The organism is Duodenibacillus massiliensis (assembly GCF_928721995.1).
GTDB classification, from domain to species: Bacteria; Pseudomonadota; Gammaproteobacteria; order Burkholderiales; family Burkholderiaceae_F; genus Duodenibacillus; species Duodenibacillus massiliensis.
The window spans coordinates 638,487-665,241 of the sequence record NZ_OV788642.1 but is presented as its reverse complement, the minus strand read 5'-3'; the positions used below and the strand labels follow the sequence as shown (position 1 = coordinate 665,241).

The following is a 26,755-nucleotide window of genomic DNA, read 5'->3' as shown; positions in this document are numbered from 1 at the left end:
TGCGTCTCACGCTTTTTCCGGGGTGTCTGTTTGCCGGCGATCGTCAGATTCTCGTCGGTTTTTTTAAGAGTGCACACACAATGTCTCAAACGATTCTGCAAAGTGTTCCCGTCGGCGAGAAGGTCGGCATCGCTTTTTCGGGCGGTCTCGATACTTCGGCAGCCCTGCGCTGGATGAAGAACAAGGGCGCGTTCCCGTACGCCTACACGGCGAACCTCGGCCAGCCCGATGAGGACGACTACGAATCGATTCCGCGCCGCGCGCTCGAGTACGGTGCCGAGAAGGCGCGCCTGATCGACTGCCGTCCGCAGCTCGTCGCTGAAGGCATTGCGGCCATTCAGTCCGGGGCTTTCCATATCGCCACGGCCGGGATTCCGTACTTCAACACCACGCCGATCGGCCGTGCCGTCACCGGCACGATGCTGGTTGCAGCCATGCGCGACGACGGCGTGAACATCTGGGGCGACGGCTCGACCTATAAGGGCAACGACATCGAACGCTTCTACCGCTACGGTCTTCTCGTCAACCCGAATCTGAAGATCTACAAGCCTTGGCTTGACGTTCAGTTCATTAAGGAACTCGGCGGCCGCGCCGAAATGTCGGCCTTTTTGAATGCTGAAGGTTTCAACTACCGCATGAAGGCTGAGAAGGCCTATTCCACCGACTGCAATATGCTCGGTGCCACGCACGAAGCCAAGGACCTTGAGCACCTCAACAAGTCCATGAAGATCGTTGACCCCATCATGGGCGTGCGCTTCTGGGATGAGTCCGTGAAGATCGATCCGGAAACAGTGACGGTGCGCTTTGAAGAGGGCATGCCCGTTGCGTTAAACGGCAAGGAATTCAAGAATGCCGTCGAACTCATGATGGAAGCCAACCGTATCGGCGGCCGTCACGGCCTCGGCATGAGCGATCAGATCGAAAACCGCATTATTGAAGCCAAGAGCCGCGGCATCTACGAAGCCCCGGGGATGGCGCTTCTTTACATTGCCTACGAGCGTCTCTTGTCGGGCATTCATAACGAAGACACCCTCGAGCAGTACCACATCAACGGCCGCAAGCTCGGGCGTCTCCTGTATCAGGGCCGCTGGTTTGACAGCCAGGCCATCATGCTGCGTGAAAGCGCAATGCGCTGGGTTGCGCGTCCGATTACGGGCGAAGTCGACCTTGAACTGCGCCGCGGCAATGACTTCACGATCCTTGATACGCGTTCTCCGAACCTCACCTATGAACCGTCGCGTCTGACGATGGAAAAGGGTGACTCGATGTTTACGGCCGTGGACCGTATCGGTCAGCTCACGATGCGTAACCTCGACATCACCGATACGCGCGCCAAGCTGCAGACCTATGCCAAGACCGGGTTGCTCACGGGCGGTGAAGGCTCTGTGGTTCCGATGTTGACGGGCCGTAAGGAGAAGTAACGCATGGTAAGGATGCTGCAGAGCCGCGATCGGGAAACTCTGCAGTGTCCGGCAGTAAATGTAAACAATTCTCGGTCACCAAAACGCTCCTTCGTTGACGGCGGGTGTTTCTGTTCAGTCAGAACGCTCCGCGTGACGGAGGAGTTTTTTATTGTTTGTTTTAACGGCGGAGGCAACGCTCGAAGGCGCCTTCGTAGGGAATGACTGATATCAAGAATCCGGCCGGGCAGGAGACGCAGGTTTTGACTGCAGCCCCGAATTCCGAATCAACGGGAGATCTGAATCTCAAGGGGAAGGAAACACTTCAGGAATACTCTGGTCACGACAACGGTGACGCAGACTACAACCACGCCTCGCAGGGGGTGCGCTTCAGTGTGCTGGGCCTCGCGGTTGTTTTGACGCTCGGTTTTTCCGTGGTTGAGTTAATCGGCGGCCTCTGGGCGAATTCACTGGCCCTCGTGGGTGACGCAGGGCACATGGTCACCGATTCCGCAAGCCTCTTGTTTGCCCTCGTTGCAAACATCATTTCCCGCAAGGGCGTGGACTACAACCACAGTTTCGGTCACGGGCGCATTGAGGTGCTTGCGGCCTTTGTGAACGGCATCGCGATGCTTGCCGTGGTCGTCTGGATTTTTGTGGAGGCCCTTGACCGCATCCAGAATCCGCCGCCCATTGCCGGGGGTTCGGTCATGATCGTTGCCGTGATCGGTCTGCTGATCAATATTGCGGTGGCCTGGTCCTTGTCGCGCGATCAGAAAAACGTTAATACGCGCGCGGCCTTCGTGCATGTGTTGGGTGACCTTTTGGGGTCTGTGGCGGCAATCACGTCGGGCGCTCTGATTTATTTCGGGGGCGACAGATTTGCACTGGCTGACCCGATTCTCTCCTTTGTCGTTTGTTTCCTCGTGCTGCATGCGACCTGGGGCGTCTTTAAGGACACGACGCGCGTGTTGACGGATGCCGTTCCCGAAGGGGTGAATTATCAGGACGTGGGCGACGCGCTCATGAGCGTTAAGGGTGTCGTGGAAGTGCACGATCTGCACGTCTGGACGATGGCTCCGGAACATTCCGCCGTGATGGCGCATCTGCATCTGGAACCCAACTGTGACTGGCCTCTGGCGTTAACCGAAGCCCGGGCGCTCATCCGCGAACGTTTTGCGATTGACCACATCACGCTGCAGCCGGAAAACGCCGATATGGAACGGCAGTGCCGCTGGCGGCCCAAAGACGGCTGCCGCTTCTGCTGCAGCCGGCCGGAAAACAGCGACTGCCCGCATCAGCGCGCTGCGTAGTCATCGGAAAGATATATAAAAACGGACGGCCCGGAAGCGTTTTCCTTTCGGGCCGTCTGTTTTTTAGAACTGAGGTCAGCAGAATTTATCCGCGCAGCCGCCGGGCTTTGCCGGGCAGCCCCGCCATCCAGGGGTAGGCGGCTTCATGTTCACGCCGGAAGGCTTCAATGGCTGCCTTGTCTTTTATCGTCGCTTCGAGCATGTCAAGGCCCTCAAGCAGCATCGTCTTGTGGCGTTCCGCAACCGTAAAGGGGACCGTCAGGCCGCCAGCCGCGGAAATGGTCTGCGCGGGCAGATCAATTATGAGTGAAACCGGCACGGCGTCCGAGAGGACGCTTAAAAGTTGCGCCGCATCCTCAGGCGTTACTTTGGCCGCAAGCAGTCCGTTATTAAAGCAGTTGGAATAGAAGATTTCACCGAATCCGGCGGCTACGACCGCGCGGATTCCGAACTGCATCAGCCCCCAGACCGCATGCTCGCGGCTTGAGCCGCAGCCGAAGTTCGGACCGGCGACAAGAATTTCGGTTTTTTCAAAGCCCGGCTTATTAAAGACACAATCCGGATTAGGCCGACCGTTGCCGTCAAAGCGCAGGTTATAGAGCAACCCCTGCGCAAGGCCCGATTTGTCGATTCCGTGCAGAAACTGCTTGGGCATGAGCTGATCGGTGTCGATATTGTCGGCGGGAAGCGGTGCGGCTACGGCCGTGAGCGTTGTAAATTTTTCCATGGCGTTAATCCTCACAGGCGTTTTAACGTTCTCGGATCGGTAAGCACACCGGTCACGGCTGCGGCAGCCGCGGCCGCGGGACTCACAAGGTGCGTGCGGGCGCCCCGCCCCTGGCGGCCCTCAAAGTTCCGGTTGGTGGTGGAGGCGCAGCGCACGCCGGCCTTCAGTATGTTGCCGTTCATCGCAAGGCACAGCGTGCAGCCGCTCTTGCGCCATTCAAAGCCGGCGGCCTTAAAGATGTCGGCTAAACCCTCGCGTTCGGCCTGACGGCGCACGCGCATGGAACCGGGCATCACCTGGGCGCGTACGCCCGGCGCCACGTGACGGCCCCTAAGAACGGCAGCGGCTTCCCGAAGGTCCGAAATGCGGCCGTTGGTGCAGGAGCCGATAAAAACATGCTGCACGGGGGTGCCGGCAGGAGCCTGTCCGGCTGTAAGTCCCTGATAGGTAAGTCCGCGGCGGGCAGCCGCCTGCGCCACGGGATCGGTGAAGCTCTCGGGTGCGGGAATCGCTTCGTCAAAGCGCACGGCCTGATCGGGGCTCGTGCCCCAGGTCACCATGGGAGCAACTTCTGAGGCATCAAGCGTGACTTCTTTATCAAAGTGCGCGCCGGCGTCCGTTGTGAGCGTTGCAGCGTAGTCTGACATGGCGTTGAACTCATCTTCGGTCATGCCGACTGCATGGTCTTTGACCCAGGCCAGCGCTTTCGTGTCCGGTGCAATCAGTGCCCCGCGGGCACCGGCTTCCACCGTGAGGTTACAAAGCGTCATGCGCTCTTCAACGGTGAGCGCCTCAACGGCACTGCCGCAGTATTCAACGATCATCCCCAGGGCGCCGCGCGCGGAGATTTTGCGCAAAACCGTGAGCACGAGATCTTTGGCGGTTGACCCCTCGGGCAGTTTTCCGGTAAGCGTGATGCGCATCGTGCCCGCCGTGCGGTAGACAAGCGTTTGCGTTGCGAGAATATGTTCGATTTCCGATGTTCCGATCCCGAAACCCAGGGCACCTAAGGCACCGTGCGTTGTGGTGTGGCTGTCGCCGCAGATCACGACCATCCCCGGGCGCACGAGCCCCTGCTCATCCATTACGACGTGCTCAACACCCTGATCCGGATCGTCGGGGCCGTAAAAGGCGTCAATACCGAAACGGCGGCAGTTGGCTTGAAGCGTCTCGGCCTGAATGCGGCTTTTCTCATCGTAAATGCGGCGCGGTGACTCATCGATGCTCGGAAGGATGTGGTCGACCACACACAGATGCGCGTCAGGTACCGGGACAGTGAGTCCCCTGTCAACGAGCCCGGCAAAAGCCTGGGGCGACGTGTATTCATTGGCAAAGTGCACATCGCAGTAAAGAAGCACGGTGGCGGCGTCGATACGTTTGACGGTGTGCGCAGCGACGATTTTTTCGTAGAGCGTCTTGGGCACGGGTTGTCTCCTAGTGGTTCATGTTTTTTGTGAGTATAGGCCCGGGCCATAAGCCAAACCGTTGCCGGGCTATTGGCTATTATGTCGGCCAAGCAAAGACAACCATGCCGGAAGCGCTTTCTATGGAAGACATTCTCATTAACTGCACGCCGCGGGAAAACCGCGTGGCGGTGATCGTCGACGATATCCTTGAAGACGTGCATATTGAGCGCACGCAAAGCCGCGGGCTTGTGGGTAACGTCTATAAGGGGAAGGTGATCCGGGTGCTGCCCGGCATGCAGTCCGCCTTTATCGACATCGGACTTGAGCGCACCGGGTTTCTCCATGTGATGGACATCGAAAGCGCGCACGGTCCCGACGGCATCATGAAGCCCATCGAAAAGATTCTCTGCGAGGGCGTGTGCCTGATGGTGCAGGTCGCCAAGGATCCTATCGGCACCAAGGGTGCGCGGCTTACGACCACGATTTCGCTTGCAGGCCGCAAGCTCGTTTATCTGCCCCACGACAACCATATCGGCGTGAGCCAGCGCATTGAAGATGAGGCGCTCAGAGAGGAACTCAGAAGCCGCGTGACGGCCCTCAGGCCTGAAACGGAAAAAGGCGGTTACATCGTCAGAACCTGCGCCGAAGAGGGGGCTCAAGACAGCGAGTTTCTCGAGGACATGACTTACCTTAAGCGCCTCTGGAGCGAGATTGAGGAAAAGCGCTCGCGTCAGCCCGCGCCCTCGCTTTTGTATGAGGATCTGTCGCTTTCGCAGCGGGTGTTAAGGGACATGGTGCAGGCTACAACCCGAAGGATTTTGGTTGACAGCCGCCGCACCTGTGAAAACCTCAGAGCCTTTGCCCGCCGGTTTGTGCCGGCGGCTCTCGATAAGATCGAGCACTACAGCGGTGACCGGCCTCTTTTTGAAATGTACGGGGTGGACGAGGAGATTGAAAAAGCCCTCGGGCGCCGTGTGGAATTGAAAAGCGGCGGCTATCTGGTCGTTGACCAGACTGAAGCGATGACAACGATTGACGTCAATACCGGGGCCTTTGTGGGCCGCCGGGACTTCTCTGAAACCGTCTTTAAAACGAATCTTGAAGCCGCTCAGGTCATTGCCCGGCAGCTGCGTCTGAGAAACCTGGGCGGAATCATCATCATCGACTTCATCGATATGGTCTGCGAGGAGCACCGCCAGGCGGTGTTGTCTGAATTAAGGCGCGCCGCGGCTTCTGACCGCACCAAGCACACCATTTCCGAATTCACCGAACTGGGGCTCGTTGAGATGACCCGCAAGCGCACCCGTGAGTCGCTTGCGCACGTGTTGTGCGAACCGTGCCCGGTCTGCGGGGGGCGGGGGCAGATTAAGACCGCGCGCACCGTCTGCTACGACATCCTCCGGGAGATCGTGCGGGAATTCAAGCAGTACCGCGATGCCAGGGAATTTAAGATCCTTGCTTCGCAAAGCGTGATTGATATGTTTTTGGAAGACGAGGCGCCCGCCTTGGACCTTCTGCAGGACTTTATGGGTAAGCCCGTGACGCTTGAGGTGGAGGGCTGCTACAGCCAGGAAGAGTACGACGTGATCCTGCTCTGAGCTAAAAAAGAGGCCGGCCTGAATAAAAACAGCCGGTCTTTCGTTTCGCAAGCGCTGTGCACTTAAGCGCTGACGCCTCTCCAGAAGAGCTCACATCCTAAAAGAACCATAATGGCCGACAGAAGGATCACAATCCAGGACGGGCGGATTTTCTTTGCAATCTTGGCGCCGAACTGTGCGCCGACAAAAGCGCCGCACCCCACCGCAACGGCTGCGGTCCAGACAATGTGACCGAGCATTGCATGGCCGGCAACACCGATCACGGAACTCACCATCAGCACAAAGGTGGAGGTTGCCACGGCAATCTGCGCCGGGAATCCGAGGATAAAGACCATCATCGGTACGTGCACGACGCCCCCGCCGATACCCAAAATCGACGAGATAAAGCCCACAAAGAAGGAAAGCGTGATGCCGATAGTGTAGGAAAACTCGGCATGCGCGACGTCAAAGTCTTCCACGCGGGCCGTGGCGCGCCTGCTGCGGCTTTTTAAAAACATGAAGATGCCGAGCGCGGCAAGCGACACGCCGAAAGTTATTGAAAAGCCGGGGCCCGAGAAGTATTCGGTGACATAGCTCCCCAAAAAGGCGCCCGGGATCGTGGCCGCTGCAAAGGGCAGGGCCGCACGAAACATCACGCGTTTTTGGCGGATGTAGGCGATGGTGCCTGAGACCGAATTGAGAAATACGCCAAAAAGGCTCGTGCCGATCACCTGCTGCACGGTCTGAAAGGTCGTGCCGTTCGGGGTCATCATCGTGAGCATGAAAAGCGGCACCATGATGAGGCCGCCGCCGATGCCCAGAAGCGCCCCCACAAGCCCCACGCCGATACCGACGCCGAAAAGTTCTGCAAAGGAAAGAAGTTCAGTCATGATTCAAACCATCCGGAAAATCGGGCAAGGCCGCAATTTTAGAAAAACCGGGGCAAAAAAACGCCCGACGGCACACACGTGCAATCGGGCTGAAAATGCGAAACGCTTCAATGCGCGCTTTGGAAGAGGGAGAACTTCGAAAACGGCCCCTCGGGAGCGTTCCGCACAGGGAGATTCGGATCGGCTACCGCTCGATCCGCTACGAACTATATCAACTGCCTAGGTAATATTAAATAGGTGTATTCACCTAGGCGCCGGGTCAGGCACTGAAACCCGCTCTGAGAGGGCATTTGAGGGCTCAAAGGGAAAACCCCTGTGGCGTTTAGGGTACCGGCGGAAAACCTCATGCTCCACCTCAAACGCCTGATTTTACGGATAGTTTTTAATTTAAACTCTACTATTGGTAGTGGGGCTTTAAGATTGACACCACAAGCACTGGCCGTTATTGTCCTGAGAACCAAAGTGATGCCGCAGGACTTACCGGCCTGCGGTCCGTTTTTTCCCGACAGAGCCTTATGACCGGGGCGCGGGTAATGCCCGTGGCGTCCGTTGCGGATCTTTATTGCCGGGGAAACACTGAAAGAATAAAGAGGAGTTCACTTATGTCCGTCATGCCTGAACATCTGGTCAAACGCGACGGCAGCGTCAAACCTTTTGACGCCGCCAAAATTACGGCGGCTATTGCCAAAGCCGGCAAGGCGACCGGTGAGTTCGGGGAAAAGCGTGCGCAGGAAATGTGCGAAACGCTCGTGATTCCCAAGATCAAGTCCTTAAACCTTGTGACGCCCGACATTGAGCAGGTGCAGGACGCGGTTGAACACGCCCTTTTTGACTCAGGGTACTTCGCCACACTCAGGGCCTACATCGTTTACCGCGAACAGCGCGCCAAGAGCCGTGACGCCAAAAAAAGCTGGGTCAATGTGGAAAGTTCCATCAACGAGTACCTCGATCAGCTCGACTGGCGCGTCAACGCCAACGCCAACCAGGGCTACAGTCTGGGCGGACTCATTCTCAACGTGTCCGGCAAGGTCGTCGCCAACTACTGGCTCAACTACATCTACACGCCCGAAATCGGTGCCGCGCACCGCAATGCCGACATTCACATTCATGACCTTGACATGCTCTCGGGTTACTGCGCGGGCTGGTCGCTGCGCACGGTGCTCACCGAAGGCTTTAACGGTGTGCCGGGCAAGGTTGAAGCCGGGGCACCCAAGCACCTTTCCTCAGCCACCGGTCAGATCGTGAATTTTTTGGGCACGATGCAGAACGAATGGGCGGGCGCTCAGGCCTTCTCGTCCTTTGACACCTACATGGCGCCTTACATCCGGAAGGATCATCTGCCGTACCATGAAGTGCTGCAGTGCATTCAGGAGTTGATCTACAACCTCAATGTCCCGAGCCGCTGGGGTACGCAGACGCCCTTTACAAACCTCACCTTTGACTGGACGTGTCCTGAGGACTTAAAGCATCAGCACCCGGTGATCGGCGGCGAAGAGCAGCCCTTTACCTACGGGGAACTGCAGGCTGAAATGGACATGATCAACCGCGCCTACATCGAAGTCATGATGAAGGGCGACGCGAAGGGCCGTGTCTTTACGTTCCCGATTCCGACCTACAACATGACGCCGGACTTTGACTGGGACAGCCCCAATGCCCTGCGCCTCTTTGACATGACGGCGCGCTACGGGCTGCCGTACTTCCAGAACTTCATCAATTCGGAACTTAAGCCCAACATGATCCGCTCGATGTGCTGCCGTCTGCAGCTCGATCTGCGGGAACTCTTAAAGCGCGGCAACGGCCTCTTTGGCTCGGCCGAGCAGACGGGCTCTTTGGGTGTGGTGACAGTCAATTGCGCGCGCCTCGGGTACCTCTATAAGGGCAACGAAGAAGAGCTCTACAAGCGTCTTGATCATCTCCTCGATCTTGCCAAGCAGTCCCTGGAAATCAAGCGTAAGGTCATTCAGCGCCACATCGATCAGGGGCTTTTCCCGTACACGAAGCGCTATCTCGGCACACTCAGAAACCACTTCTCCACGATCGGTGTGAACGGCATCAACGAGATGATCCGCAATTTCACCGGCGACACCGACGACATCACAACCGACTGGGGCCACGCCTTTGCGGTGCGGTTCCTGGATCACGTGCGTGAAAGGCTCGTGCAGTTTCAGGCCGAAACCGACCACATGTATAACCTTGAGGCAACGCCCGCGGAAGGCACAACGTACCGCTTCGCGAAGGAAGACAAAAAGCGTTTCCCCAATATTCTGCAGGCGGGAACGCCCAAGAATCCCTACTACACCAACTCTTCGCAGCTGCCGGTGGGCTTCACCGACGACCCCTTCCAGGCGCTTGAGATGCAGGAAGATCTGCAGAAGAAGTACACGGGCGGCACGGTTCTGCACCTGTACATGAACGAGGCGATCAGTTCGGCTGAGGCCTGCCGGGATCTCGTGAGAAGAACGCTCACGCGGTTTCGTCTGCCTTATATCACGATCACGCCCACGTTCTCGATCTGCCCCAAGCACGGCTACATCCCGGGACGGCACGATTTCTGCCCGATCTGCGACGCTGAGCTTATTGCCAAAAAGCGTGCGGCGCTTGCGGCCAAGGAAAAGGCGGCCGCGTAAGTGTTTTATCTCTGTGCGGCCGCGGCCGCCGGTATTAAAGTTTCGTTAACCAAAAAGGGAGGTCATGAAATGGACCAGAACACAACAAAAACTCAGGAAGTTGAATTAAAGGACAGCGAACGTCAGCCCTGCGAAGTCTGGACCCGTGTGATGGGATACCACCGCCCGGTTCAGTCCTTCAACATCGGCAAGAAGGGCGAATTCGAGGAACGCAAGTACTTCGTTGAATCGAAGTGCGGCTGCAGCAAGTAACTGCGGCGTGAATCACGAAGCGATTCCGATCCGCGCTGAGGCACAGACTCCCGGCGCGGATTTTTGTCTTGAGGCACGGCACCTGAAGGTGGCGGGCATCACCCCCTTTACGAGCATCGACTTTCCCGGAAAGCTCGCGGCGGTGGCGTTTCTGCAGGGCTGTCCCTGGCAGTGCATCTACTGTCAGAACCCCTGGATGCAGAGCCGCGCGTTTGCGCCGGATCTGGAACACAGCTCGTGGGAGGAACTTGAAAAGCTCCTGTCCCGCCGCAAGGGTCTTTTGGACGGCGTGGTGTTTTCAGGCGGCGAGCCGCTCACCGACCCCGCGCTCAAAAGTGCGATAGAGGAGGTGAAGTCGCTTGGGATGGCCGTGGGACTGCACACCTCAGGCTCCTATCCGCGGCACTTAAAAGAAGTGATCGGACTTGTTGACTGGGTGGGGCTTGATGTGAAGTCGCCGCCGGAAAACGCCGCGCTTTTTGAAGTCGTCACGCAGCGTAAGGGGAGCGCCGCAGCGTTTCGCGAAAGTTTTGAGGTGGTGCGCGCAAGCGGCGTTTCTTATGAAGCGCGCACGACGGCGCATCCGGATTTTCTCTCGGCGGAAGCAATCGGTGAAATTGCCGACTGGCTCGCAGAGCGCGGCTGCAAAACATACGCTCTGCAGATTTTCCGTCCGGCGCCGCACATTGACCTGAAACTCGCGAAAGTAGGAAGCGACTACCCGGGCGAAGAACTTCTTGCCCGTCTCAAAGCACAGTTTGAGCACTTCACATTAAGGCGCGGGTAGCGTTTTTTCCGTGTCAGATGAAGCAGTCTTGCGGCAGCGGCCGCGGGCTGCTTTTTCTTTTTTGCCGGATATTCGGGATTTCTTCTACGACATAAAACGACGTATATCTGCCGACAATTTCTTCGTGATCAACACGAAGAAAGAAAGCGATGTGTCTGCATCAGAAGCCCATTAAAGCGCTTGAAGACAAAGGCCGGCTCCGCGCCGCAGGCTCGGGAAAGTTTCCGGCTGCAGCAGGAAAGCCGGGCGGAGAAACACTGCCCGATGATATTGCCGCCCTGATCGAAAAGTGGAAGGTCCTGTTGAAAAACCTGGAGGACAAATGAGCGGCATACGGACAGTTCTGACCGGGCGGGAAATCCGCCTCATGCACGACGCCGTTTTGATGCGCTTCCGGGGGCTGGCTTCAGCGCAGGCGCCCGGATTCCTGAAAGAGCGCATTAACGGCCTTTTGGGCGGCGTGGAACTGAAGCTTGACTGCAGCACGGCAACGGATGCGGTGGTTTTCCGGACGGCAGGAGAACTGCTCTCAGCGCTTGCCCGGGCGCATCTTTTCTCTGACGGCAACAAACGCACGGCCGTTCTCTCGGCGTTACTTTTTCTGTTGCGCAGCGGACACGACGTGAGTGCAACAACCGATGCGGTGCAAAGACTTTCGTCTCTGGCGGTTAATGCCGCGCAGGGCGCTGTCGGAGGAGAGGAGGCGGCCCGGGTTCTCGAAAATCTTCCCGTTGACCGTACAGTTGCGGCAACGGCCGGCAGCGCAGTGACCGGGCCAGAAACTGCAGGCATCGACCGCAGATTTGAGCCTTGTCAGCATGACAAAAAGCTATAAGCGCCATATGGCAATTAACTATCATTTAAAAGAGGGTGAGGCATAGAATTCAATCCGAATTTAATAAGAGCCGGGTCGGCCCCATCATTAAAATTAGTACTGGCCCTGAGGCACGGGGGGTTTTGCGGCTTTCCTGCTTCGCTGCAGAAAAAATGTCTGCGGTGGTTCATCAACATTTCAGGAGAAAAACATGAAATTCCGTTGCAAGGTTTGCGGCTACATCTATGAAGGCGACAGCCTCCCCGCTGACTACATCTGCCCCGTCTGCCACAAGGACGCCTCCTACTTCGAACCCGTCGTTGAAGAAAAGAAGAGCTGCGGCTGCACGGCCAAGCTCGCCGGCACCAAGACTGAAAAGAACCTGTGGTCTGCCTTCGCCGGTGAATCTCAGGCCCGCAACAAGTACACGTACTTCGCTTCCGTTGCCCGTCACGAAGGCTATGAACAGCTCGCGGAAATCTTCCTGACCACGGCCCGCAATGAACAGGAACATGCCAAGCTTTGGTTTGAATACCTGGGCGGCATCGGCGACACGGCCGCTAACCTGAAGGCTGCAGCCGACGGCGAAAACTACGAATGGACCGACATGTATGCAACGTTTGCCAAGGAAGCCGAAGAAGAAGGCTTCTCTGAAATCGCTGCCAAGTTCCGTATGGTCGGCGCCATCGAAAAGACCCACGAAGAACGTTATCGTAAGCTGCTGAACAACGTTCAGATGAAGCGCGTCTTCTTCAAGGGCGAAATGACGATGTGGGAATGCCGCGTCTGCGGTCACATTGTTGTCGGTACCGAAGCTCCGGAAGTCTGCCCGGTCTGCCACCACTCGCAGAGCTTCTTCGAAGTTCGCGCCACGAACTACTAATCAGTGCTTCTGACTGCGGCTTTTTCGCAGCAGTCTGACTGATCGGTCAAGCCGCCGTTGGGTTTCAGTGCCCTGCGGCGGTTTTCGTTTGTCCGTTCGAAAAACACGGTAGAGTGCATAGGAAGAGCCTTATTTTCGCAAGAAGAGGAGATCTCTCAGGGTTATTCCCTAATTTTGGAACAGTTTTTCATTTTCCCCTGACTACACTGCAATTCCTGCGCCCACGGTACCGCAGAAAGTACCGGCTGCGGTCGTTAAAGACCCCTCTGAAAGGAAATACATCATGCAGTGGCTTGAGGGCATCAATGCCGTCACGGTGATTTTCGCGGCGCTCTGCGTCTTTGCGATCGGTTACCGCTTCTACGGCCTTTACATCGCCCAAAAGGTTCTCAACCTCAACCCCAACCGCGAAACACCGGCTGTGAAGTATGCCGATGACCGCGACTACGTCAAAACCGACAAATTCGTTCTGTTCGGTCACCACTTTGCCGCGATTGCAGCGGCCGGTCCCCTGCTCGGACCTGTGCTTGCCGCGCAGTTCGGGTACCTGCCCGGGCTTCTCTGGATTCTGATCGGCTGCGTGCTTGCAGGCGGCGTGCACGACATGGTCGTGCTTTTCTGCTCGGTGCGTCACGGCGGACGGTCGCTCGCGTACATCGCGATGAAGGAAGTCGATCCGAAAACCGGTGTGGTGACAAGCTGGGCCGTGATTGCCATTCTGATTCTCACGCTTGCGGGGCTTTCGATTGCCTGCGTCAACGCCATGCATGATTCGCTCTGGTCCACCTACACGGTGGCGGCTACGATTCCGATTGCCGTCATCATGGGCCTTTACATGCATATCTGGCGTAAAAACGATGTGCTCGGCGCAAGCCTTCTGGGCGTTGTGCTTCTTTTCCTGTGCATCCTTTCAGGCCCCTGGGTTGCCTCGCATCCGGAATATTTCGGGTGGCTTAACCTCGACAAAAAGACGATGTCGCTTGCGATTCCCGTCTACGGCTTTATCGCTTCAGTGCTGCCGGTGTGGCTGCTTCTTCTGCCGCGCGACTATCTGTCGACGTTTCTTAAGGTCGGTACGATTGTGGCGCTTGCCGCAGGCATCATCTTTGTGATGCCTGACTTCCAGATGCCGCCTCTTACCGAATTCGTTAACGGCGGCGGCCCGATCGTGGGCGGCCCGGTGATTCCCTTTATCTTCATTACGATTGCCTGCGGTGCCCTTTCGGGCTTTCACGCAACCATCGGCACGGGCACAACGCCCAAGATGATTGCCAACGAAAAGGACGTGCTTTTCGTGGGTTACGGCGCGATGCTCACCGAGGGTTTTGTCGCCGTGATGGCTTTGATTGCGGCCTGCGTTCTGGTGCCTGCCGACTACTTTGCGATTAATTCAGCCGCGGACAAGTTTGCCGAACTCGGCATGACCGTGCAGAACCTGCCGATGCTTGAAGCTGAAGTGCAGGAAAACCTCGCGGCCCGTCCGGGCGGCTCCGTGAGTCTTGCCGTCGGTATGGCCTATATCTTCAGCCGTATCCCCTGGATGGAAGATCTGATGGCCTACTGGTATCACTTCGCCATCATGTTTGAAGCGGTCTTTATTCTCTCGGCCGTGGATGCCGGTACCCGCGTGGGGCGCTTCTTCCTGCAGGAAATGGTGGGTAAGGTCATTCCGAAGTTTGCCGATCATGTGTGGGTGCCGGGGATTGCGATAACGTCTGCCATCTTTACGGGCCTCTGGGGTTACCTCGTTTACTCGGGCGATATCTCCACCATCTGGCCGCTTTTCGGTATCTGCAACCAGTTGCTCGCTTCCGTGACACTGCTGATCGGCACCACGGTGCTGCTGCGTCTCAATAAAACGCGCTACGCCTGGATGACCGGCATTCCCGGTGTGCTGATGACCATCATCACGATGTGGGCCGGCGTGTGGCTTGTCGTCTATCAGTACCTGCCCGCCGAGAAGTATCTCCTTGCGTTCCTCTCGTGCCTTGTGATGGTTCTGATGGCCGTGGTGATCGTGGGGACGCTGCGCCGCTGGTCCGTGCTTCTGAAGATGGACAGCCACATCAAGGACGCTTACGGCGTGGATGTGAAGCAGATTGTGGAAGAGTAGTCGTCTTTTGTGAGTGACACCGAAAGTCCGGCGGGATTAAGCTCCTTGCCGGGCTTTGGTTTTCTTAAGCTGCCGTCGTTTTTGCCGCCGTGAGTGCAGCGGCTAATTCGGTAACGCTCTGCGCATAGAAAAAAGAGCGGTTGTAGTCGAGAAGCGCAGCAAAGTTGACGCTTCCCAAAAGGTAGACTTTGGCTTTTGGGTCCTCTTTGGAGGGCGTGGGAAGGCTCACCAAAAGAACGGGTGTGGCAGGAGAAAACGGCACGTACCCCTGCGGTTCAACCCCTGCGTCCAGAGCGTTTTGCAGGGTTGTCGTCAGACGTGCCTCACCGGTATCGAGTTCCCTGGCGGCGGCTTCTGAGACCCGGCAGGGCCAGGTCACGGGCAGCCGGTTGTCCCATCCCACGCTTTTAAGGTAGTTGGCCGCTGAAGCAACGGCGTCCGCGGTACTTGCGGTCAGGTCGACCTTGCCGTCGCCGTCCATGTCAATGCCGAGCTTTTCAATGTTGCTCGGCATAAACTGGCAGATGCCCAGGGCCCCCGCAAAACTCCCTCTCATCGTTGTCGGATCCGTCTTGTTTTTGTGACAGATCGCAAGAAAGCTCGCGAGTTCATTCTGGAAAAAGGCCGCGCGCCGCGTGTAGTCAAAGGAAAGCGTGGCAAGCGCGTCAAGCGTTTTGACGTTTCCGGTGCTCTTGCCGTAAATCGTTTCCACACCGATCACGGCGGTGATGATTTCAGGCGGAACCTGCCAGCGTTCAAAGGCAGAAGCCAGGCTTGCGGCGTTGGCTTTCATGAAGTTCAGGCCCAGCGTGATGCGCTGACTGTTCACAAAGTTTTTGCGGTGCGCGGGCCAGTTTTTGGGGGTTGCCCCTGCGGTGAGTCTGGGGCGGCTCATGATGCGTTCGCTCACCGCGCTGTAGCGGGCGCGCGAAAGCGCATTGGTAATCCACGCAAAGGGAATGCCGCGCGATTCGGAGATGCCGGCCGCCCAAAAGCGAACGTCTGCGCGCGTGGCGTAATTAACGAACCCCTTTGTCTGCGCAAAAGCCGCAGGCACACACGCGCACACCGCGGCGGCCAAAAGCCGGCGGCGCAGGGCATCGGGCCCGGGGCAGGTGTGAAGGGGAACGGACATCGTTAAAAGCGCGCCAAGTGTGTGTGGTGTGGACAATCTTAACCGCAATACGCCAAAAACGGCTGAAATACCGGTAAAAAAGGCACTTTCGGGCTATACAAAAACGGGACTCAACCTGATAGGATTGAAGAATCAGTTGTTTTGATATGTGTTGACCCACATGATTCACCGTGCTTTTCTTTTGAGTGTGCTTGCGGCGGTTCTCGCCGGCTGCCAGACAACGACCCACAACCCCTACAGCTGGCGCTACGCCTCCGGCGGGGAGGAGACGGTGTGCGTTGCTTCGCCGGAAGAAACCAGTGAAGTGTTAAAGCTCACCTTAAGACAGGCACTGAGGGAAAAGGGCTTTAAGGCACTTGAAACTGACGGGGAAGATGCCCGCTGTACCAAGTACCTGCGTTTTACCGCGGTGATGGGCGGCTGGTCCGGCGCACGGCTTGAGTCCGCGCGGCTTGAGCTCAGAAATAAGGGTGAGGCGCGGCCCGCTTACAGCGCTTCGGTTTCAGGCTTCAGCGCCGGTGACGCAAGTCTTAACCTGCCGGAAGACGACTACAACCTCACGATCCGCGTGCTCGTTGACCGGATGTTTCCGGAACCGCAGCCCTGGAGCGCAAACTAAGCCGGGATATTGTCCCGCCAGATTTCAACGGCAGTTTTCCAAAAGCCCGTAAGCGTATCGGCTTTAAATGCGGGCAGTCCGAAGTGCGGCCACAAGGCCGTGAGTGTTGCGAGCGGAGCCTCGGCAGTGACTGCCGGGGCTTTTCGCTGTTTGGAGAGTTTTTCGCCGTCGGGCCCGAGAATAAGGGGCGTATGAAGATAGCGGGGCGTGCGGTATCCGAGCGCCTGCTGCAACTCAATCTGCCGCGCAGTGCTCGCTAACAGGTCGCTGCCTCTCACAACGTCGGTGATCCCCTGATCCGCGTCATCAACAACCACGCAGAGCTGATAGGCCCAGAGGTGGTCGGCGCGGCGGATGATGAAGTCGCCCACTTCTTTTTCAACATTTTGCTTAACGGGCCCGCAGAGGCGGTCGGTGAAGGCTACTTCCCGGTCTTCGGTGAGAAAACGAACGGACCGCACGGGTCTGCCGTGAGTGCCTCGTCGGCAGGTGCCGGGGTACACGCCTTTTGGAAGATGAAGCAGTCCGCAGGCGTGAGCGATATCGGTGTTGGTGCACGCGCACCCGTAGGCACGGTGAAGAGCATAAAGCCGCGCAAGTGCCGCCTCATACAGGTCGCAGCGTTTTGACTGCCATACAACGGGCTCGTCAGAGGCCAAGCCGAACGCAGCGAGTGTGTCAAGAATCAGCCGGTCGGCTCCGGGCATATCCCGCGGGGGATCAATGTCCTCGATGCGCACAAGCCAGACGCCGCCGTGCGAACGGGCATCAAGCCAGGTCGCGGCGGCACAAAAAAGGCTCCCCAGGTGCAGGGGGCCGGTGGGCGAGGGGGCAAAGCGTCCCCGGTAAACGGGTGTTGTCTCAGACATGACCTGCATTTTGGCACGCATCAGAGGAGAAGGCGCCCGCCGGGCGCGTTTTTCTTCGGATAAACACCTGTATGGAGGTCATCCGATTGTCTTGAGTCAGACCGCACGGGCCTTAGAATGCCGGCATATTTGCCGGAATTTAATTCATGACTGAAGCTAAGAAACACCCGGGCGGCACAGATTACGTTAAGCCCAAGGTCAATACCTTTATCCTCACCTGGCTTTTGGCGGCCTGTTCCATGATCGGGCCTTTTGCGACCGACATGTACCTGCCGAGCTTTCACGAGATGACGCAGGTCTTTGGCGTGCCGATGCAAGCCGTGCAGCAGACGCTGTCGGCCTACCTCATCGGCTTTGCCGCGATGACGCTTTTTTACGGGACCATCAGCGACATTCTCGGCCGTAAAACAACGATGGTTGCGGGCTTTTTCTTTTTTATGCTCGCCAGTGTCGGCGCCGCTTTTTCAACGACTTTGGCCGAAGTCACGTTTTTCCGTTTCGTGCAGGGCCTTTTTGCGGGCTGCGGCATGGTGATCGGCATGGCCGTGATCCGCGATCTTTTCGGCGGACCGCAGGCACAGAAACTGATGGCCTACGTGGCGATGGTTTTCGGTTTCGGACCGGCTTTGGCGCCCGTGATCGGGGGTTACGCCGCAACGCACTTCGGCTGGCAGAGTCACTTCTATACGCTCGCCGTCATCAGTGCGTTTTTGTGCCTTGCCTGTGTTTTCTTTCTGCCGGAGAGCCTTCCCAAAAGCGCCCGTACGCCGGTGAACTTTAAGCTTTTGGCCGTGAATTACGCCAAGGCCGCCGCCAACCCCGCCTTCATGACGGGCTGCAGCGCACTGGGTCTCGCGTTTCTCGGGCAGGGCGTTTTTATTGCGGGTGCCGCCGACTGGTGCGTCAACGTCATGGGCATGAAGCCTGATGAGTTCTGGCACATGTTTTTGCCGATGATTGCGGGAACGGTCATCGGGAGCTGGATTTCCGCGCGCACGGCGCAGAAAATCGGCACGCCCATGACGATCCGCGTGTCCTTTGCCATCATGGCGCTCGGGGCACTCGCGGCGCTTTTTGAGATTGTTTTCGTGGATCAACCCGAGATGCCCTGGGCGGTGCTGCCGCTTGCGGTTTACACAACCGGCATCGGCATGATGCGCCCGGCGATGTCGCTTCTGCTGATGGACTTTTATCCGCACTCGCGCGGAATGGCAAGTTCCGTTTTGAATTTCCTGCAGACACTCTTTTTTGCGCTTTGCTCGGCCTTTATCGTGCCGTTTCTTTACGGTGACGGTGCAAAATATTCGGCTGCGATCATCGTGTTTTCGCTTCTCACGATGCTTTTCTGGGCCGCAAGCACTCAGCTTTATCTGCGGTCAAAGCACCGCGCGGCTTTAAAAGAGCGAAGCGACGAAATCGGCTGAGACCAAAAGAGAAAAGCGGACGGCAATTTTTGCCGAAGTTTCAACGGGCGGGAGCTCCTTGCGGTGTTCTGTTTAATTTTCGGACTTGACAGCGTACGGGGTCTGTGTAAAATGCGCATTCTTCGCCGCGGGAGTAGCTCAGTTGGTAGAGCGCAACCTTGCCAAGGTTGAGGTCGCGAGTTCGAGACTCGTCTCCCGCTCCAAAGCGCGTGTTTTGGAAAAGAACGGCGGCGCGATAGCAAAGTGGTTATGCACCGGATTGCAAATCCGTTCACAGCGGTTCGATTCCGCTTCGCGCCTCCAGCAGCTTTTTGCGGTGAAGAAAAACGTGATTTTGTGCGGGAGTAGCTCAGTTGGTAGAGCGCAACCTTGCCAAGGTTGAGGTCGCGAGTTCGAGACTCGTCTCCCGCTCCACAAATTCACGGTCAGTCCGTGATGGGTTCTTCTGAAGGAACCCGGCGCATCAGATGATGCGGGAGTAGCTCAGTTGGTAGAGCGCAACCTTGCCAAGGTTGAGGTCGCGAGTTCGAGACTCGTCTCCCGCTCCAGTTTCTTTCCTCCCAATACTTTCGATGACACCGTCCATGCGGTGGAGTTTTGCTGTCCGCAACTTTTGCAAAACGCCTGAAAACAGGCCGTCTGCCTAAGGTTTTCGCGGGCGTGCTGCGCTAAAATCGAAGCATGATCATTCATGTCATCAGCCTCCTGGCACGTGCTCGGGTAAACCCTCTGCGCTTTGGGGCTTAAACAACGTCATGACCAAAACAGCAAAAGACAATATCTCGTTTGAAGCCGCCATGAGCGAACTTGAAGCGATTGTGCAGAAAATGGAAGCCGGGGGCCTTACGCTTGAAGAAAGCCTTGAGGCTTATACACGGGGTGTTGAACTTTCCAAACTCTGCCGCCGCAGGCTTGACGCCGCTCAGGCCAAAATTCAGGTGCTGCAAAACGATGAAACCCTGCGGGAAGTAAGTCCCGAGGCGCTGGGGGTAAGCCGCGATGCGTGATGATGATCTTACTTTTGAAGCCTGGGCCGATGCCCGCCGTGCGCATTTTGAAACGTATGCCGAGGGCGTCTTTAAGGGCGTCACGGCGCGTGTGACCGATCCCGCGCTCTTAAAACTTTGGGAGGCCATGCGCTACGCGGTCTTGGGCGGCGGTAAACGCGTGCGTGCGCTTCTTGTCTACGCCGCAGGGCACCTCACGCAGGCCTCTTCCGCGGCCCTTGACGCCGCGGCTCTTGCGGTTGAGTCGGTGCACGCGTATTCGCTCGTGCACGATGATCTGCCGGCCATGGATAACGATACCCTTCGGCGCGGCAAACCCACCTGCCACGTGAAGTTTGGTGAGGCGCAGGCGATGCTCGCCGGTGACGCGCTGCAGCCTTTTGCGTTTTCGCTTTTGGCGTCGCTTCCTGTTTCGGACGCTTCGCGCGTTGCGGTGATGGCCGAACTTGCGAGGGCAAGCGGCGCCGTCGGGATGTGCGGTGGGCAGATGATTGACCTCGAGAGCGTCGGAAAGAGGGTATCGGCTGAGACGCTGCGGAGAATGCACGAGATGAAGACCGGGGCCCTTATTGCCGGGAGCGTCGTGATCGGCGCGCACTGCGGGACGGCTGAGAGGATCGCGGCCGCACTGCCGGCGCTTAAAACCTACAGTAAGTCCCTGGGGCTGGCGTTCCAGGTGATTGACGACATTCTGGACGTCACGGCCGACACCGCAACGCTCGGGAAAACCGCCGGCAAGGATGCGGCGGAAAATAAGCCCACCTATGTGACGCTTCTGGGGCTAGAAGAAGCAACGGCTCTGGCAAAGTCCTGCCGTAATGATGCGCTTGATGCGCTTCGCGGTATTGAAACGGACGAAGAGGGGCTTATTCCGCCGCGGCTTACAAGGCGCCTGGCAGAGACCGCCGACTACATCGTCGGAAGGACGTTCTGATGACGGATAAAACGCCTGAGACCCGTTTCAAGCTCCTGGAAAGCGTGAATTATCCGGAGGATCTGAGAACCCTTCCGGAGGAGTCGCTGCCGATTCTTGCGCATGAAATCCGCGAGTTCATGATCGAAAGCGTCTCCAAAACCGGGGGGCATCTCTCCAGTTCCCTGGGTGCCGTGGAACTCGCGGTGGCGATTCATTATGTCTTTAATACGCCGGAAGACGCCGTCGTCTGGGACGTGGGGCATCAGGCCTACGCACACAAGATTCTCACCGGGCGCCGTGAGGCAATGGCGGGTTTGCGTCACTGGGGCGGCATTTCGGGCTTTCCCAAGCGAAGCGAAAGCCCGTACGACAGTTTCGGCACCGCGCATTCCTCCACCTCGATTTCAGCCGCACTCGGTATGGCCGTGGCTGACAGCCTTGCCGGAAAAACGGACCGCTGGCACATTGCCGTGATCGGTGACGGAGCGTTGACGGGCGGCATGGCCGTGGAAGCGTTAAATCACGCCGGGGTCTATAAGGACGGCGTGAAGCTTCTGATTATTTTGAACGACAACAACTGCTCGATTTCGCCTGCGGTGGGCGCTCTTTCCGGCAACCTCGGAAAGCTCGTGAGTTCCGCGCCCGTCTGGAAGATGAGAAGCATCAGTAAAAAGGCCCTGAAAGGGTGCCCGTCGCTTTGGGAACTTGCCAAGCGCCTGGAAAAGCAGACGGTGAATTTTTTAAGTCCGCCTTCTTCCATCTTTTCCACCTTTGACCTCAATTACTTCGGCCCCATTGACGGTCATAACCTTGCCGAACTCGTGCATATTCTGAAAAACCTCAGAAATCTCACGGGTCCGGTGGTGCTGCACGTCAAAACGCAGAAAGGGCACGGCTACGCCCCGGCTGAAGCCGATCCGACGCTTTATCACGGTGTCTCGCCCTTTGACCCGAAGGTGGGGATCCTTCCGAAACCCGCTGACCCCGCGCATCCCACCTATACGCAGGTCTTCAGCCGCTGGGTGTGCGATATGGCTGCCGCCGACAAGACGCTTTACGCGATTACCCCCGCCATGCGGGAAGGCAGCGGTCTTGTTGAATTTGAAAAGAAGTTTCCGGACCGCTACAGAGACGTCGCGATTGCCGAGCAGCATGCGGTGACGTTTGCCGCGGGCCTTGCCTGCGCGGGCATGCACCCGGTTGTGGCGATTTATTCCACCTTTGCGCAGCGCGCCTACGATCAGATCGTGCACGATGTGGCGATTCAGAACCTGCCGGTGATGTTTGCCGTGGACAGGGGGGGCCTCGTGGGTGCTGACGGTCCGACGCACCACGGTGTGTTTGACCTGGCGTACTTCCGGTCGATTCCGAACCTCACGGTGATGGTGCCGAGCGACGAAAACGAGACGCGGCTCATGCTCACAACGGCCTTCCGGATGAAAACACCGGCCGCGGTGCGCTACCCCAGAGGCAAGGGCCCGGGCGTTGCCCAGAGCGGGGGGCTTGAAACGATAGAGATCGGTAAGAGCCGCACACTGCGTGAGTCTGGTGCAGAAAAAGGTAAGCGCGTGGCGTTTCTGGCGTTTGGTTCGATGGTAAACGTTGTGCGGCCGATAGCTGAAAAGCTTGACGCAACCTTGATTGACATGCGTTTTGTAAAGCCCTTGGACACCGAAGCGGTTTTAAAGGCAGCGGACATCCATGATCTTCTTGTGACAGCCGAAGAGGGTGTGGCCGCGGGCGGCGCAGGAAGCGCCGTACTTGAGTGCCTGAGCGGAGAGGGCCGCACGGTGCCGGTGCTAGTTAAGGGCATCGCCGACCGCTTTATCGATCACGGCGACATGGCGCACATCATGAAGGAAGCCGGTATTGATGCCGAAACGATTGAATGCGACGTACGGGCGCGTCTTGCGGCACTCTGAAGGAACGGATAAGCAAAGAGAGGAAGCAATGCTGACGGATACAGTGACAGTGTCGGCCGCCGGGGCCGTGACGGGGCCCGCGGGTGTGATTGAAAACGCTCCGTTACAGGACAAAAACACCTTTCACGTGAAGGCGCAGTCCCGTTGGTTCGGCTTTTTTAAGACGGCCGAAGACCTGAAAGCCCTTTTTGCGGACACGCGGTTTAAGGACGTGCCGAAATTTGTGCTCGGGGGCGGCTCCAACCTTTTGCTGACCGACAACTATCCGGGCCTCATGCTGCAAAGTGTCGACGGGAGCGCTGAAGTCGTCGACGAAAACGACGGCTACTGGTTTGTCCGCGTGGGGGCCGGCGCCGACTGGACGCGGTTTGTGGATATGACGCTTGAAGCGGGCATGCAGGGGCTGGAAAACCTCGCGCTCATTCCGGGGACTGCAGGGGGCGCCGTTGTGCAGAATATCGGCGCCTACGGTCTTGAGATCGCTGAGTGCGTGAGTGACGTTGAGTGCTTTGACCCGGCAACCGGGGAGCCCCTTACGCTCACGGCTGACGATTGTGACTACGGCTACCGCACGAGTGTCTTTAAAACGAAGCGGCCGGATCTCATCGTTCTTTCGGTGACATTGGCGCTTCCTAAAACCTTCGAGCCGCGGACGGCTTATAAGGAACTGGCGGCAGTCTTTGGCGAGCGGGTGCCTGTGGATGCCAACGAACTTGCCGAAGCCGTAAAGTCCGTGCGCCGCAAAAAACTGCCGGATCCCAAGGTGCTCGGTAACGCGGGGAGCTTTTTTAAAAACCCGGTTGTCACCAAGGTCAAGATGGTGCATCTTCTGGAGGACGACCCGACGCTGGTGGCTTACCCCCTGGCAGGCGGCCGCGCAAAGCTCGCCGCAGGGCGTTTGATTGATGCCTGCGGGATGAAGGGTAAGCGCGTCGGGGATGCCGGTGTTTCTGAAAACCATTCCCTGGTGCTTGTGAATTACGGCGGCGCATCAGGAGCCGACATCCTGGAACTTGCCCGCAAGGTCCGTCAGGCGGTTAAGCGCCGCTACGGGGTGGAACTCACGCCGGAACCCGTCTTTTTGCCGGCCGCGGACCTGTAACGGCTGTTTGCAAAAGTTCGGGTTTGTCCCTAGAAAATTGAGAACGCCGACCCCACATGGACCTGTGAGAATCATTCTCAACGCGGGAGGCACAAACTGTGTCTCCCACCGGGTTTTGTCGGGAGGTTTCTTTGTTATGACAGTTTCGACGGCAGAGACAGCAAAAAAGCCGGGGCGCACCGCCTCGGACGCCTGCTACAGTCTCGGGGAAGAGATTGCTAACGCGGTCACGCACGGCGTGGCGGCGCTTTTATCCATTGCCGGACTCTGTGTGCTGGTGGCGTTTGCCGCCAACTACTCGGGTTCGGCCAAAGTCGTGACGGCCGTGAGTATCTTCGGCGCGAGCATGGTGCTTCTTTACACGGCTTCAACGCTTTATCACGCCATTCCCAACATCAACGCCAAACGGGTGCTGCAGATCCTCGATCATTCGATGATCTATGTGCTCATTGCCGGTTCTTATACGCCCTTTTGCCTCATTACGCTCAAAGGTTGGGTGGGCATTGCCCTTTGTATCGCCGTCTGGACGATTGCGGTGGTGGGGGTGAGCCTGCAGAAAATCCTTTTAAAGCGCAGCGACTGGATTAACTGCGTGCTTTACCTCGCAATGGGGTGGCTCGTGGTGCTTGCGTTTGATCCGCTCGTGACGGCGCTCCCCGAAGGCGGCCTGTGGCTTTTGGTCGCTGGCGGCATTGCCTACAGCGTGGGCGTCATTTTCTACATCTGGGAAAAACTCCCCTACGGGCATGCGATCTGGCACGTCTTCGTGTTTTTGGGCACGGCCCTGCAGTTTTTCTCCGTTCTGCTGTACGTCATTCCGGGGGTACTCGATACAGGAGCGGCGTAACCGATGATGCGGGATTGGCGGGCTTCGGACTACGCGGTTTTTACTGAAGCCTTTGACAGTGTCTGGGGTTACGAGGTCAGCAATGATCCCGAAAATCCGTCGCGCCGCATCACGGCGGAAGTCTATGTCGCGGGCGCTCTGATGCGCTCGGACTTCATCAAAGTCGCAGAGACTGAAGACGGAAAACCGGGCGTACTTTTGTGCGCCGCGTTTTCAGACTTTCCTCTGCCGCCCGCAAGCCTCACGGCTCAGGCGCAGGCTTTGGCTTGCGTCATTCAGACCGGGGAGGAGGCGCTTTCAAAGTCCCGGGAAGGCCGCGCGGAACTGGTGTTTGACGAACGGCTTAACGCAACGAACGACCGCTTTAAGACGCGGCTTGAGGAAAGAGGGCTTGCCGCTCAGGCTGAGCTCGTTTTTCTCATTGCGCACCCGGAGGGGCGCGGGCAGGGCCTGGCAAGCGAGGCGCTTGCGGCGTTTGATGAAGAATGTGTGAGGCGCCGCGTTAAGCGCGCGGTTCTTTTTACGGACAACCACTGTGAGCGCAGGCCTTATCTGAAAAAAGGCTGGGTGCAGGAAGAAACCGAAGTCTGGCCCGAAAGCGAATACGGGCCGAACTTCGTCTCTTATGCCTTTGTTAAGCGCTACGGCTGAGACTTAAAGGGCATTGAGGCGGGCCAGGCCACCAGGTCATCATGATCCATGATTTCGGCTGCCTGCGGACCCACGCGGGCGGAATTCACGGCGTAGTTGAGTTTGGCGTAAAGCGCCGTGATCTCGTGCTCCATCACGCCTTCGGCTTTGCGAGGATCCTCTTCAATGAGGTTGATGGCGTGCGCGAGCTCTTCGGCCGCATCGTTTAACGTCAGAAGCAGCCATTCGGCATCAATTTTTCCGTTCTGCGTCATTTGGCGGCATCCTTTTCAAACGGATTAAGCGTAAGTTCCATAAAGACGCAATCAAGGGGCCGGCCGAACTTAATGCCGCAGTTATGCATCGTGCCGATCATGGAAAAGCCGAGCTTGGTGTGCAGCCCGATCGAAGGCTTGTTTTCGCTGTCACCGATGACGCTGACCATCTGTTTGTATCCGAGGTCGCGGCAGCGGTTGATGAGTTCAGCGAGAAGCGCGGATCCGACTCCGAGGTCCCGTGCGGCCTGTGCCACATAGATGGAATCCTCGACCGTGGTGTCATAGGCCTTTCTTTCACGGAAAGGTCCCGCATAGGCGTAGCCCAGAACGACGGAAGGCTTATCCTCGCGCACCGCCACGATGTAAGGGGAGTGCCGCTCGGCAATGTGGTGAAAGCGCCGCTTCATTTCCTCAACGGTCGGGGCTTCAAGTTCAAAGCTTCCCGTGCCGTGCAGCACGTGATAACCGTAAATAGCCGTGATCTGTTCCACATCGGCTTCCGTGGCCGTGCGGATGGTAAAAGCCCTGCTCACAGGTGCCTCCCGAAATGCTCGAAGATAACTGAAGGCCGTAATGTAGCGCAGTGCCCGTTTTTTCGCTTTCGAAATGTTGCTTTTCCGGCCTTTCGGTTAACGGACTGAGGCTCTTTGTGTGCAATCGTTGCTGCCGAAGCTGCCGTTGGTTTCGACTCGGGCAAAATGACCGTACATTGCCACAGGAGTGGGTCATGCAGAAAAAACTTTGGGCATTGGCGGTTGCCGTGTCGGCTCTCGCCGTAACTGCCGGTTGCAGCACACAGACGCAGACGGCAGAGGAATCAGAGGTCGTTGCAGACAACGGCCGCGGGTGTCTCATAATCGTGGCGGATCATCCTTACAGTTTTAAGGACTGGCGGTTTGACGAAACCGCACAGGCACTGGCTCACGCCTCGGGCTGCTTTATTTCCATTGAAGACCGTGAGGTCTATGCCCAGAAGATTTCCCCGGTTGAAGGCCGCATGAGTATCCGTGACGCGGTCGCGCAGGCTCTGAAGGGCACAGCCTTTGAAATCAAGGAAGCCACAAACGATCACATCGTCGTGGGCCGCAAAAAGTAAACCTGAGATTTGTTCTTAAAGGGAAGAGGGGCTTTTTCGGCAGGGTGCCGGGAAGCGCCTTTGTCGGCGGATTCTCTCTGATTGAAAGTTTTTTTGCTCAGATCGCACTAATTGGCGGGAA

Annotated in this window: 26 protein-coding genes and 4 tRNA genes; 23 read left to right on the top strand and 7 right to left on the bottom strand. The window is 57.5% G+C overall.

The window, feature by feature from the left end; translation table 11 throughout:
• Nucleotides 1–80: 80 nt before the first annotated feature.
• Both argG and NXF97_RS02955 read left to right on the top strand, forming a co-directional pair.
• A complete protein-coding gene (gene argG, locus NXF97_RS02960; RefSeq protein ID WP_274956425.1) occupies nucleotides 81–1,421 on the top strand; it encodes an argininosuccinate synthase in 1,341 nt (446 codons plus the stop codon).
• Between the two features lie 200 nt (nucleotides 1,422–1,621).
• Nucleotides 1,622–2,713, top strand: coding sequence for a cation diffusion facilitator family transporter (locus tag NXF97_RS02955; RefSeq protein WP_274956424.1), 1,092 nt, complete (start codon nucleotides 1,622–1,624; stop codon nucleotides 2,711–2,713).
• A gap of 85 nt (nucleotides 2,714–2,798) precedes the next feature.
• On the opposite strand, the gene leuD is transcribed toward NXF97_RS02955, so the two are convergent.
• Together leuD and leuC are read right to left on the bottom strand one after the other, a co-directional pair.
• Nucleotides 2,799–3,440: a 3-isopropylmalate dehydratase small subunit gene (gene leuD / locus NXF97_RS02950; protein WP_274956423.1), complete on the bottom strand. Its 642-nt coding sequence runs from the start codon at nucleotides 3,438–3,440 to the stop codon at nucleotides 2,799–2,801.
• Between the two features lie 11 nt (nucleotides 3,441–3,451).
• Nucleotides 3,452–4,864 (bottom strand): 3-isopropylmalate dehydratase large subunit, encoded by a 1,413-nt coding sequence (gene leuC, locus NXF97_RS02945; RefSeq protein WP_274956422.1) that lies wholly within the window; start codon nucleotides 4,862–4,864, stop codon nucleotides 3,452–3,454.
• 104 nt (nucleotides 4,865–4,968) lie between these two features.
• Between leuC and rng the strand changes: the two genes are divergently transcribed.
• Nucleotides 4,969–6,444, top strand: coding sequence for a ribonuclease G (gene rng / locus NXF97_RS02940; RefSeq protein WP_274956421.1), 1,476 nt, complete (start codon nucleotides 4,969–4,971; stop codon nucleotides 6,442–6,444).
• 62 nt (nucleotides 6,445–6,506) lie between these two features.
• On the opposite strand, the gene NXF97_RS02935 is transcribed toward rng, so the two are convergent.
• Complete coding sequence (locus tag NXF97_RS02935) at nucleotides 6,507–7,313, bottom strand: sulfite exporter TauE/SafE family protein (RefSeq protein ID WP_274956420.1); 807 nt, start codon at nucleotides 7,311–7,313, stop codon at nucleotides 6,507–6,509.
• A 602-nt stretch (nucleotides 7,314–7,915) separates the two neighbouring features.
• On the opposite strand from NXF97_RS02935, the gene NXF97_RS02930 reads away from it, so the two are divergent.
• The 7 genes from NXF97_RS02930 (at nucleotide 7,916) to NXF97_RS02900 (ending at nucleotide 14,789) form a co-directional block, all read left to right on the top strand.
• Nucleotides 7,916–9,940 carry a ribonucleoside triphosphate reductase gene (locus NXF97_RS02930; RefSeq protein WP_274956419.1) on the top strand — a complete coding sequence of 675 codons (2,025 nt, stop codon included), beginning with the start codon at nucleotides 7,916–7,918 and terminating at the stop codon, nucleotides 9,938–9,940.
• A gap of 69 nt (nucleotides 9,941–10,009) precedes the next feature.
• A complete protein-coding gene (gene nrdD, locus NXF97_RS02925; protein WP_022373803.1) occupies nucleotides 10,010–10,192 on the top strand; it encodes an anaerobic ribonucleoside-triphosphate reductase in 183 nt (60 codons plus the stop codon).
• A 7-nt stretch (nucleotides 10,193–10,199) separates the two neighbouring features.
• Complete coding sequence (locus NXF97_RS02920) at nucleotides 10,200–10,979, top strand: anaerobic ribonucleoside-triphosphate reductase activating protein (protein WP_274956418.1); 780 nt, start codon at nucleotides 10,200–10,202, stop codon at nucleotides 10,977–10,979.
• Nucleotides 10,980–11,128: 149 nt separating this feature from the next.
• Entirely contained in the window at nucleotides 11,129–11,305 is a 177-nt protein-coding gene (locus NXF97_RS02915; protein ID WP_274956417.1) for a hypothetical protein, read from the top strand.
• On the top strand, nucleotides 11,302–11,814 hold the full coding sequence (locus tag NXF97_RS02910; RefSeq protein WP_274956416.1) for a type II toxin-antitoxin system death-on-curing family toxin: 513 nt from the start codon (nucleotides 11,302–11,304) through the stop codon (nucleotides 11,812–11,814). Before NXF97_RS02915 ends, NXF97_RS02910 begins: the two co-directional genes overlap by 4 nt.
• Before the next feature lie 190 nt (nucleotides 11,815–12,004).
• Nucleotides 12,005–12,676: a rubrerythrin gene (gene rbr, locus NXF97_RS02905; protein WP_274956415.1), complete on the top strand. Its 672-nt coding sequence runs from the start codon at nucleotides 12,005–12,007 to the stop codon at nucleotides 12,674–12,676.
• Between the two features lie 283 nt (nucleotides 12,677–12,959).
• A complete protein-coding gene (locus tag NXF97_RS02900) occupies nucleotides 12,960–14,789 on the top strand; it encodes a carbon starvation CstA family protein (RefSeq protein WP_274956414.1) in 1,830 nt (609 codons plus the stop codon).
• 64 nt (nucleotides 14,790–14,853) lie between these two features.
• Here the strand turns inward: NXF97_RS02900 and NXF97_RS02895 are convergent, their stop codons facing one another.
• Nucleotides 14,854–15,924, bottom strand: coding sequence for a lytic murein transglycosylase (locus NXF97_RS02895; RefSeq protein ID WP_274956413.1), 1,071 nt, complete (start codon nucleotides 15,922–15,924; stop codon nucleotides 14,854–14,856).
• Between the two features lie 160 nt (nucleotides 15,925–16,084).
• On the opposite strand from NXF97_RS02895, the gene NXF97_RS02890 reads away from it, so the two are divergent.
• A complete protein-coding gene (locus NXF97_RS02890; RefSeq protein ID WP_274956412.1) occupies nucleotides 16,085–16,543 on the top strand; it encodes a hypothetical protein in 459 nt (152 codons plus the stop codon).
• Here the strand turns inward: NXF97_RS02890 and gluQRS are convergent.
• Nucleotides 16,540–17,412, bottom strand: coding sequence for a tRNA glutamyl-Q(34) synthetase GluQRS (gene gluQRS / locus NXF97_RS02885; RefSeq protein ID WP_274956411.1), 873 nt, complete (start codon nucleotides 17,410–17,412; stop codon nucleotides 16,540–16,542). The two genes, NXF97_RS02890 and gluQRS, sit on opposite strands and share 4 nt — an antisense overlap.
• Before the next feature lie 146 nt (nucleotides 17,413–17,558).
• On the opposite strand from gluQRS, the gene NXF97_RS02880 reads away from it, so the two are divergent.
• The 11 genes from NXF97_RS02880 to NXF97_RS02830 all read left to right on the top strand — a co-directional run bounded on the left by NXF97_RS02880 (nucleotide 17,559) and on the right by NXF97_RS02830 (nucleotide 25,281).
• Nucleotides 17,559–18,836 (top strand): multidrug effflux MFS transporter, encoded by a 1,278-nt coding sequence (locus tag NXF97_RS02880; RefSeq protein WP_274956410.1) that lies wholly within the window; start codon nucleotides 17,559–17,561, stop codon nucleotides 18,834–18,836.
• A 127-nt stretch (nucleotides 18,837–18,963) separates the two neighbouring features.
• A tRNA-Gly gene (locus NXF97_RS02875) sits at nucleotides 18,964–19,039 on the top strand.
• A 26-nt stretch (nucleotides 19,040–19,065) separates the two neighbouring features.
• Nucleotides 19,066–19,139, top strand: a tRNA-Cys gene (locus NXF97_RS02870).
• A 35-nt stretch (nucleotides 19,140–19,174) separates the two neighbouring features.
• Nucleotides 19,175–19,250: transfer RNA gene (locus NXF97_RS02865), tRNA-Gly, on the top strand.
• A 58-nt stretch (nucleotides 19,251–19,308) separates the two neighbouring features.
• Nucleotides 19,309–19,384, top strand: a tRNA-Gly gene (locus NXF97_RS02860).
• Between the two features lie 207 nt (nucleotides 19,385–19,591).
• Nucleotides 19,592–19,843, top strand: a complete 252-nt coding sequence (locus NXF97_RS02855) for an exodeoxyribonuclease VII small subunit (RefSeq protein WP_022373791.1) — start codon at nucleotides 19,592–19,594, stop codon at nucleotides 19,841–19,843.
• Nucleotides 19,836–20,777, top strand: a complete 942-nt coding sequence (locus NXF97_RS02850) for a polyprenyl synthetase family protein (RefSeq protein WP_274956409.1) — start codon at nucleotides 19,836–19,838, stop codon at nucleotides 20,775–20,777. The genes NXF97_RS02855 and NXF97_RS02850 overlap by 8 nt, the downstream gene beginning before the upstream one ends.
• Nucleotides 20,777–22,681 (top strand): 1-deoxy-D-xylulose-5-phosphate synthase, encoded by a 1,905-nt coding sequence (gene dxs, locus NXF97_RS02845; protein ID WP_274956408.1) that lies wholly within the window; start codon nucleotides 20,777–20,779, stop codon nucleotides 22,679–22,681. Before NXF97_RS02850 ends, dxs begins: the two co-directional genes overlap by 1 nt.
• A 28-nt stretch (nucleotides 22,682–22,709) precedes the next feature.
• A complete protein-coding gene (gene murB, locus NXF97_RS02840; RefSeq protein WP_274956407.1) occupies nucleotides 22,710–23,783 on the top strand; it encodes a UDP-N-acetylmuramate dehydrogenase in 1,074 nt (357 codons plus the stop codon).
• A 136-nt stretch (nucleotides 23,784–23,919) separates the two neighbouring features.
• The gene (gene trhA / locus NXF97_RS02835; RefSeq protein ID WP_074009955.1) at nucleotides 23,920–24,630 is read left to right on the top strand and encodes a PAQR family membrane homeostasis protein TrhA; all 711 of its coding nucleotides are present in this window, start codon (nucleotides 23,920–23,922) and stop codon (nucleotides 24,628–24,630) included.
• A 3-nt stretch (nucleotides 24,631–24,633) separates the two neighbouring features.
• Entirely contained in the window at nucleotides 24,634–25,281 is a 648-nt protein-coding gene (locus tag NXF97_RS02830; protein ID WP_274956406.1) for a hypothetical protein, read from the top strand.
• Here NXF97_RS02830 and NXF97_RS02825 read toward each other — a convergent pair.
• Nucleotides 25,272–25,535: a hypothetical protein gene (locus NXF97_RS02825; protein ID WP_274956405.1), complete on the bottom strand. Its 264-nt coding sequence runs from the start codon at nucleotides 25,533–25,535 to the stop codon at nucleotides 25,272–25,274. The two genes, NXF97_RS02830 and NXF97_RS02825, sit on opposite strands and share 10 nt — an antisense overlap.
• Entirely contained in the window at nucleotides 25,532–26,071 is a 540-nt protein-coding gene (locus NXF97_RS02820; protein WP_074009957.1) for a GNAT family N-acetyltransferase, read from the bottom strand. Before NXF97_RS02820 ends, NXF97_RS02825 begins: the two co-directional genes overlap by 4 nt.
• Nucleotides 26,072–26,265: 194 nt before the next feature.
• On the opposite strand from NXF97_RS02820, the gene NXF97_RS02815 reads away from it, so the two are divergent.
• Nucleotides 26,266–26,634, top strand: coding sequence for an STN domain-containing protein (locus NXF97_RS02815; protein WP_022373182.1), 369 nt, complete (start codon nucleotides 26,266–26,268; stop codon nucleotides 26,632–26,634).
• Nucleotides 26,635–26,755: the final 121 nt, after the last annotated feature.

What these genes read in the sequence shown, in the direction of transcription:
- NXF97_RS02915 (WP_274956417.1), top strand. Translation starts at nt 11,129, where the DNA reads ATGTGTCTGCATCAGAAGCCCATTAAAGCGCTTGAAGACAAAGGCCGG.
- NXF97_RS02815 (WP_022373182.1), top strand. Translation starts at nt 26,266, where the DNA reads ATGCAGAAAAAACTTTGGGCATTGGCGGTTGCCGTGTCGGCTCTCGCC.
- gluQRS (WP_274956411.1), bottom strand. Translation starts at nt 17,412, where the DNA reads ATGTCTGAGACAACACCCGTTTACCGGGGACGCTTTGCCCCCTCGCCC.
- leuD (WP_274956423.1), bottom strand. Translation starts at nt 3,440, where the DNA reads ATGGAAAAATTTACAACGCTCACGGCCGTAGCCGCACCGCTTCCCGCC.
- NXF97_RS02930 (WP_274956419.1), top strand. Translation starts at nt 7,916, where the DNA reads ATGTCCGTCATGCCTGAACATCTGGTCAAACGCGACGGCAGCGTCAAA.
- NXF97_RS02855 (WP_022373791.1), top strand. Translation starts at nt 19,592, where the DNA reads ATGACCAAAACAGCAAAAGACAATATCTCGTTTGAAGCCGCCATGAGC.
- NXF97_RS02935 (WP_274956420.1), bottom strand. Translation starts at nt 7,313, where the DNA reads ATGACTGAACTTCTTTCCTTTGCAGAACTTTTCGGCGTCGGTATCGGC.
- NXF97_RS02895 (WP_274956413.1), bottom strand. Translation starts at nt 15,924, where the DNA reads ATGTCCGTTCCCCTTCACACCTGCCCCGGGCCCGATGCCCTGCGCCGC.
- NXF97_RS02825 (WP_274956405.1), bottom strand. Translation starts at nt 25,535, where the DNA reads ATGACGCAGAACGGAAAAATTGATGCCGAATGGCTGCTTCTGACGTTA.
- murB (WP_274956407.1), top strand. Translation starts at nt 22,710, where the DNA reads ATGCTGACGGATACAGTGACAGTGTCGGCCGCCGGGGCCGTGACGGGG.
- dxs (WP_274956408.1), top strand. Translation starts at nt 20,777, where the DNA reads ATGACGGATAAAACGCCTGAGACCCGTTTCAAGCTCCTGGAAAGCGTG.
- NXF97_RS02880 (WP_274956410.1), top strand. Translation starts at nt 17,559, where the DNA reads ATGACTGAAGCTAAGAAACACCCGGGCGGCACAGATTACGTTAAGCCC.
- rbr (WP_274956415.1), top strand. Translation starts at nt 12,005, where the DNA reads ATGAAATTCCGTTGCAAGGTTTGCGGCTACATCTATGAAGGCGACAGC.
- rng (WP_274956421.1), top strand. Translation starts at nt 4,969, where the DNA reads ATGCCGGAAGCGCTTTCTATGGAAGACATTCTCATTAACTGCACGCCG.
- argG (WP_274956425.1), top strand. Translation starts at nt 81, where the DNA reads ATGTCTCAAACGATTCTGCAAAGTGTTCCCGTCGGCGAGAAGGTCGGC.
- NXF97_RS02890 (WP_274956412.1), top strand. Translation starts at nt 16,085, where the DNA reads ATGATTCACCGTGCTTTTCTTTTGAGTGTGCTTGCGGCGGTTCTCGCC.
- NXF97_RS02900 (WP_274956414.1), top strand. Translation starts at nt 12,960, where the DNA reads ATGCAGTGGCTTGAGGGCATCAATGCCGTCACGGTGATTTTCGCGGCG.
- NXF97_RS02830 (WP_274956406.1), top strand. Translation starts at nt 24,634, where the DNA reads ATGATGCGGGATTGGCGGGCTTCGGACTACGCGGTTTTTACTGAAGCC.
- NXF97_RS02850 (WP_274956409.1), top strand. Translation starts at nt 19,836, where the DNA reads ATGCGTGATGATGATCTTACTTTTGAAGCCTGGGCCGATGCCCGCCGT.
- trhA (WP_074009955.1), top strand. Translation starts at nt 23,920, where the DNA reads ATGACAGTTTCGACGGCAGAGACAGCAAAAAAGCCGGGGCGCACCGCC.
- NXF97_RS02910 (WP_274956416.1), top strand. Translation starts at nt 11,302, where the DNA reads ATGAGCGGCATACGGACAGTTCTGACCGGGCGGGAAATCCGCCTCATG.
- nrdD (WP_022373803.1), top strand. Translation starts at nt 10,010, where the DNA reads ATGGACCAGAACACAACAAAAACTCAGGAAGTTGAATTAAAGGACAGC.
- NXF97_RS02955 (WP_274956424.1), top strand. Translation starts at nt 1,622, where the DNA reads ATGACTGATATCAAGAATCCGGCCGGGCAGGAGACGCAGGTTTTGACT.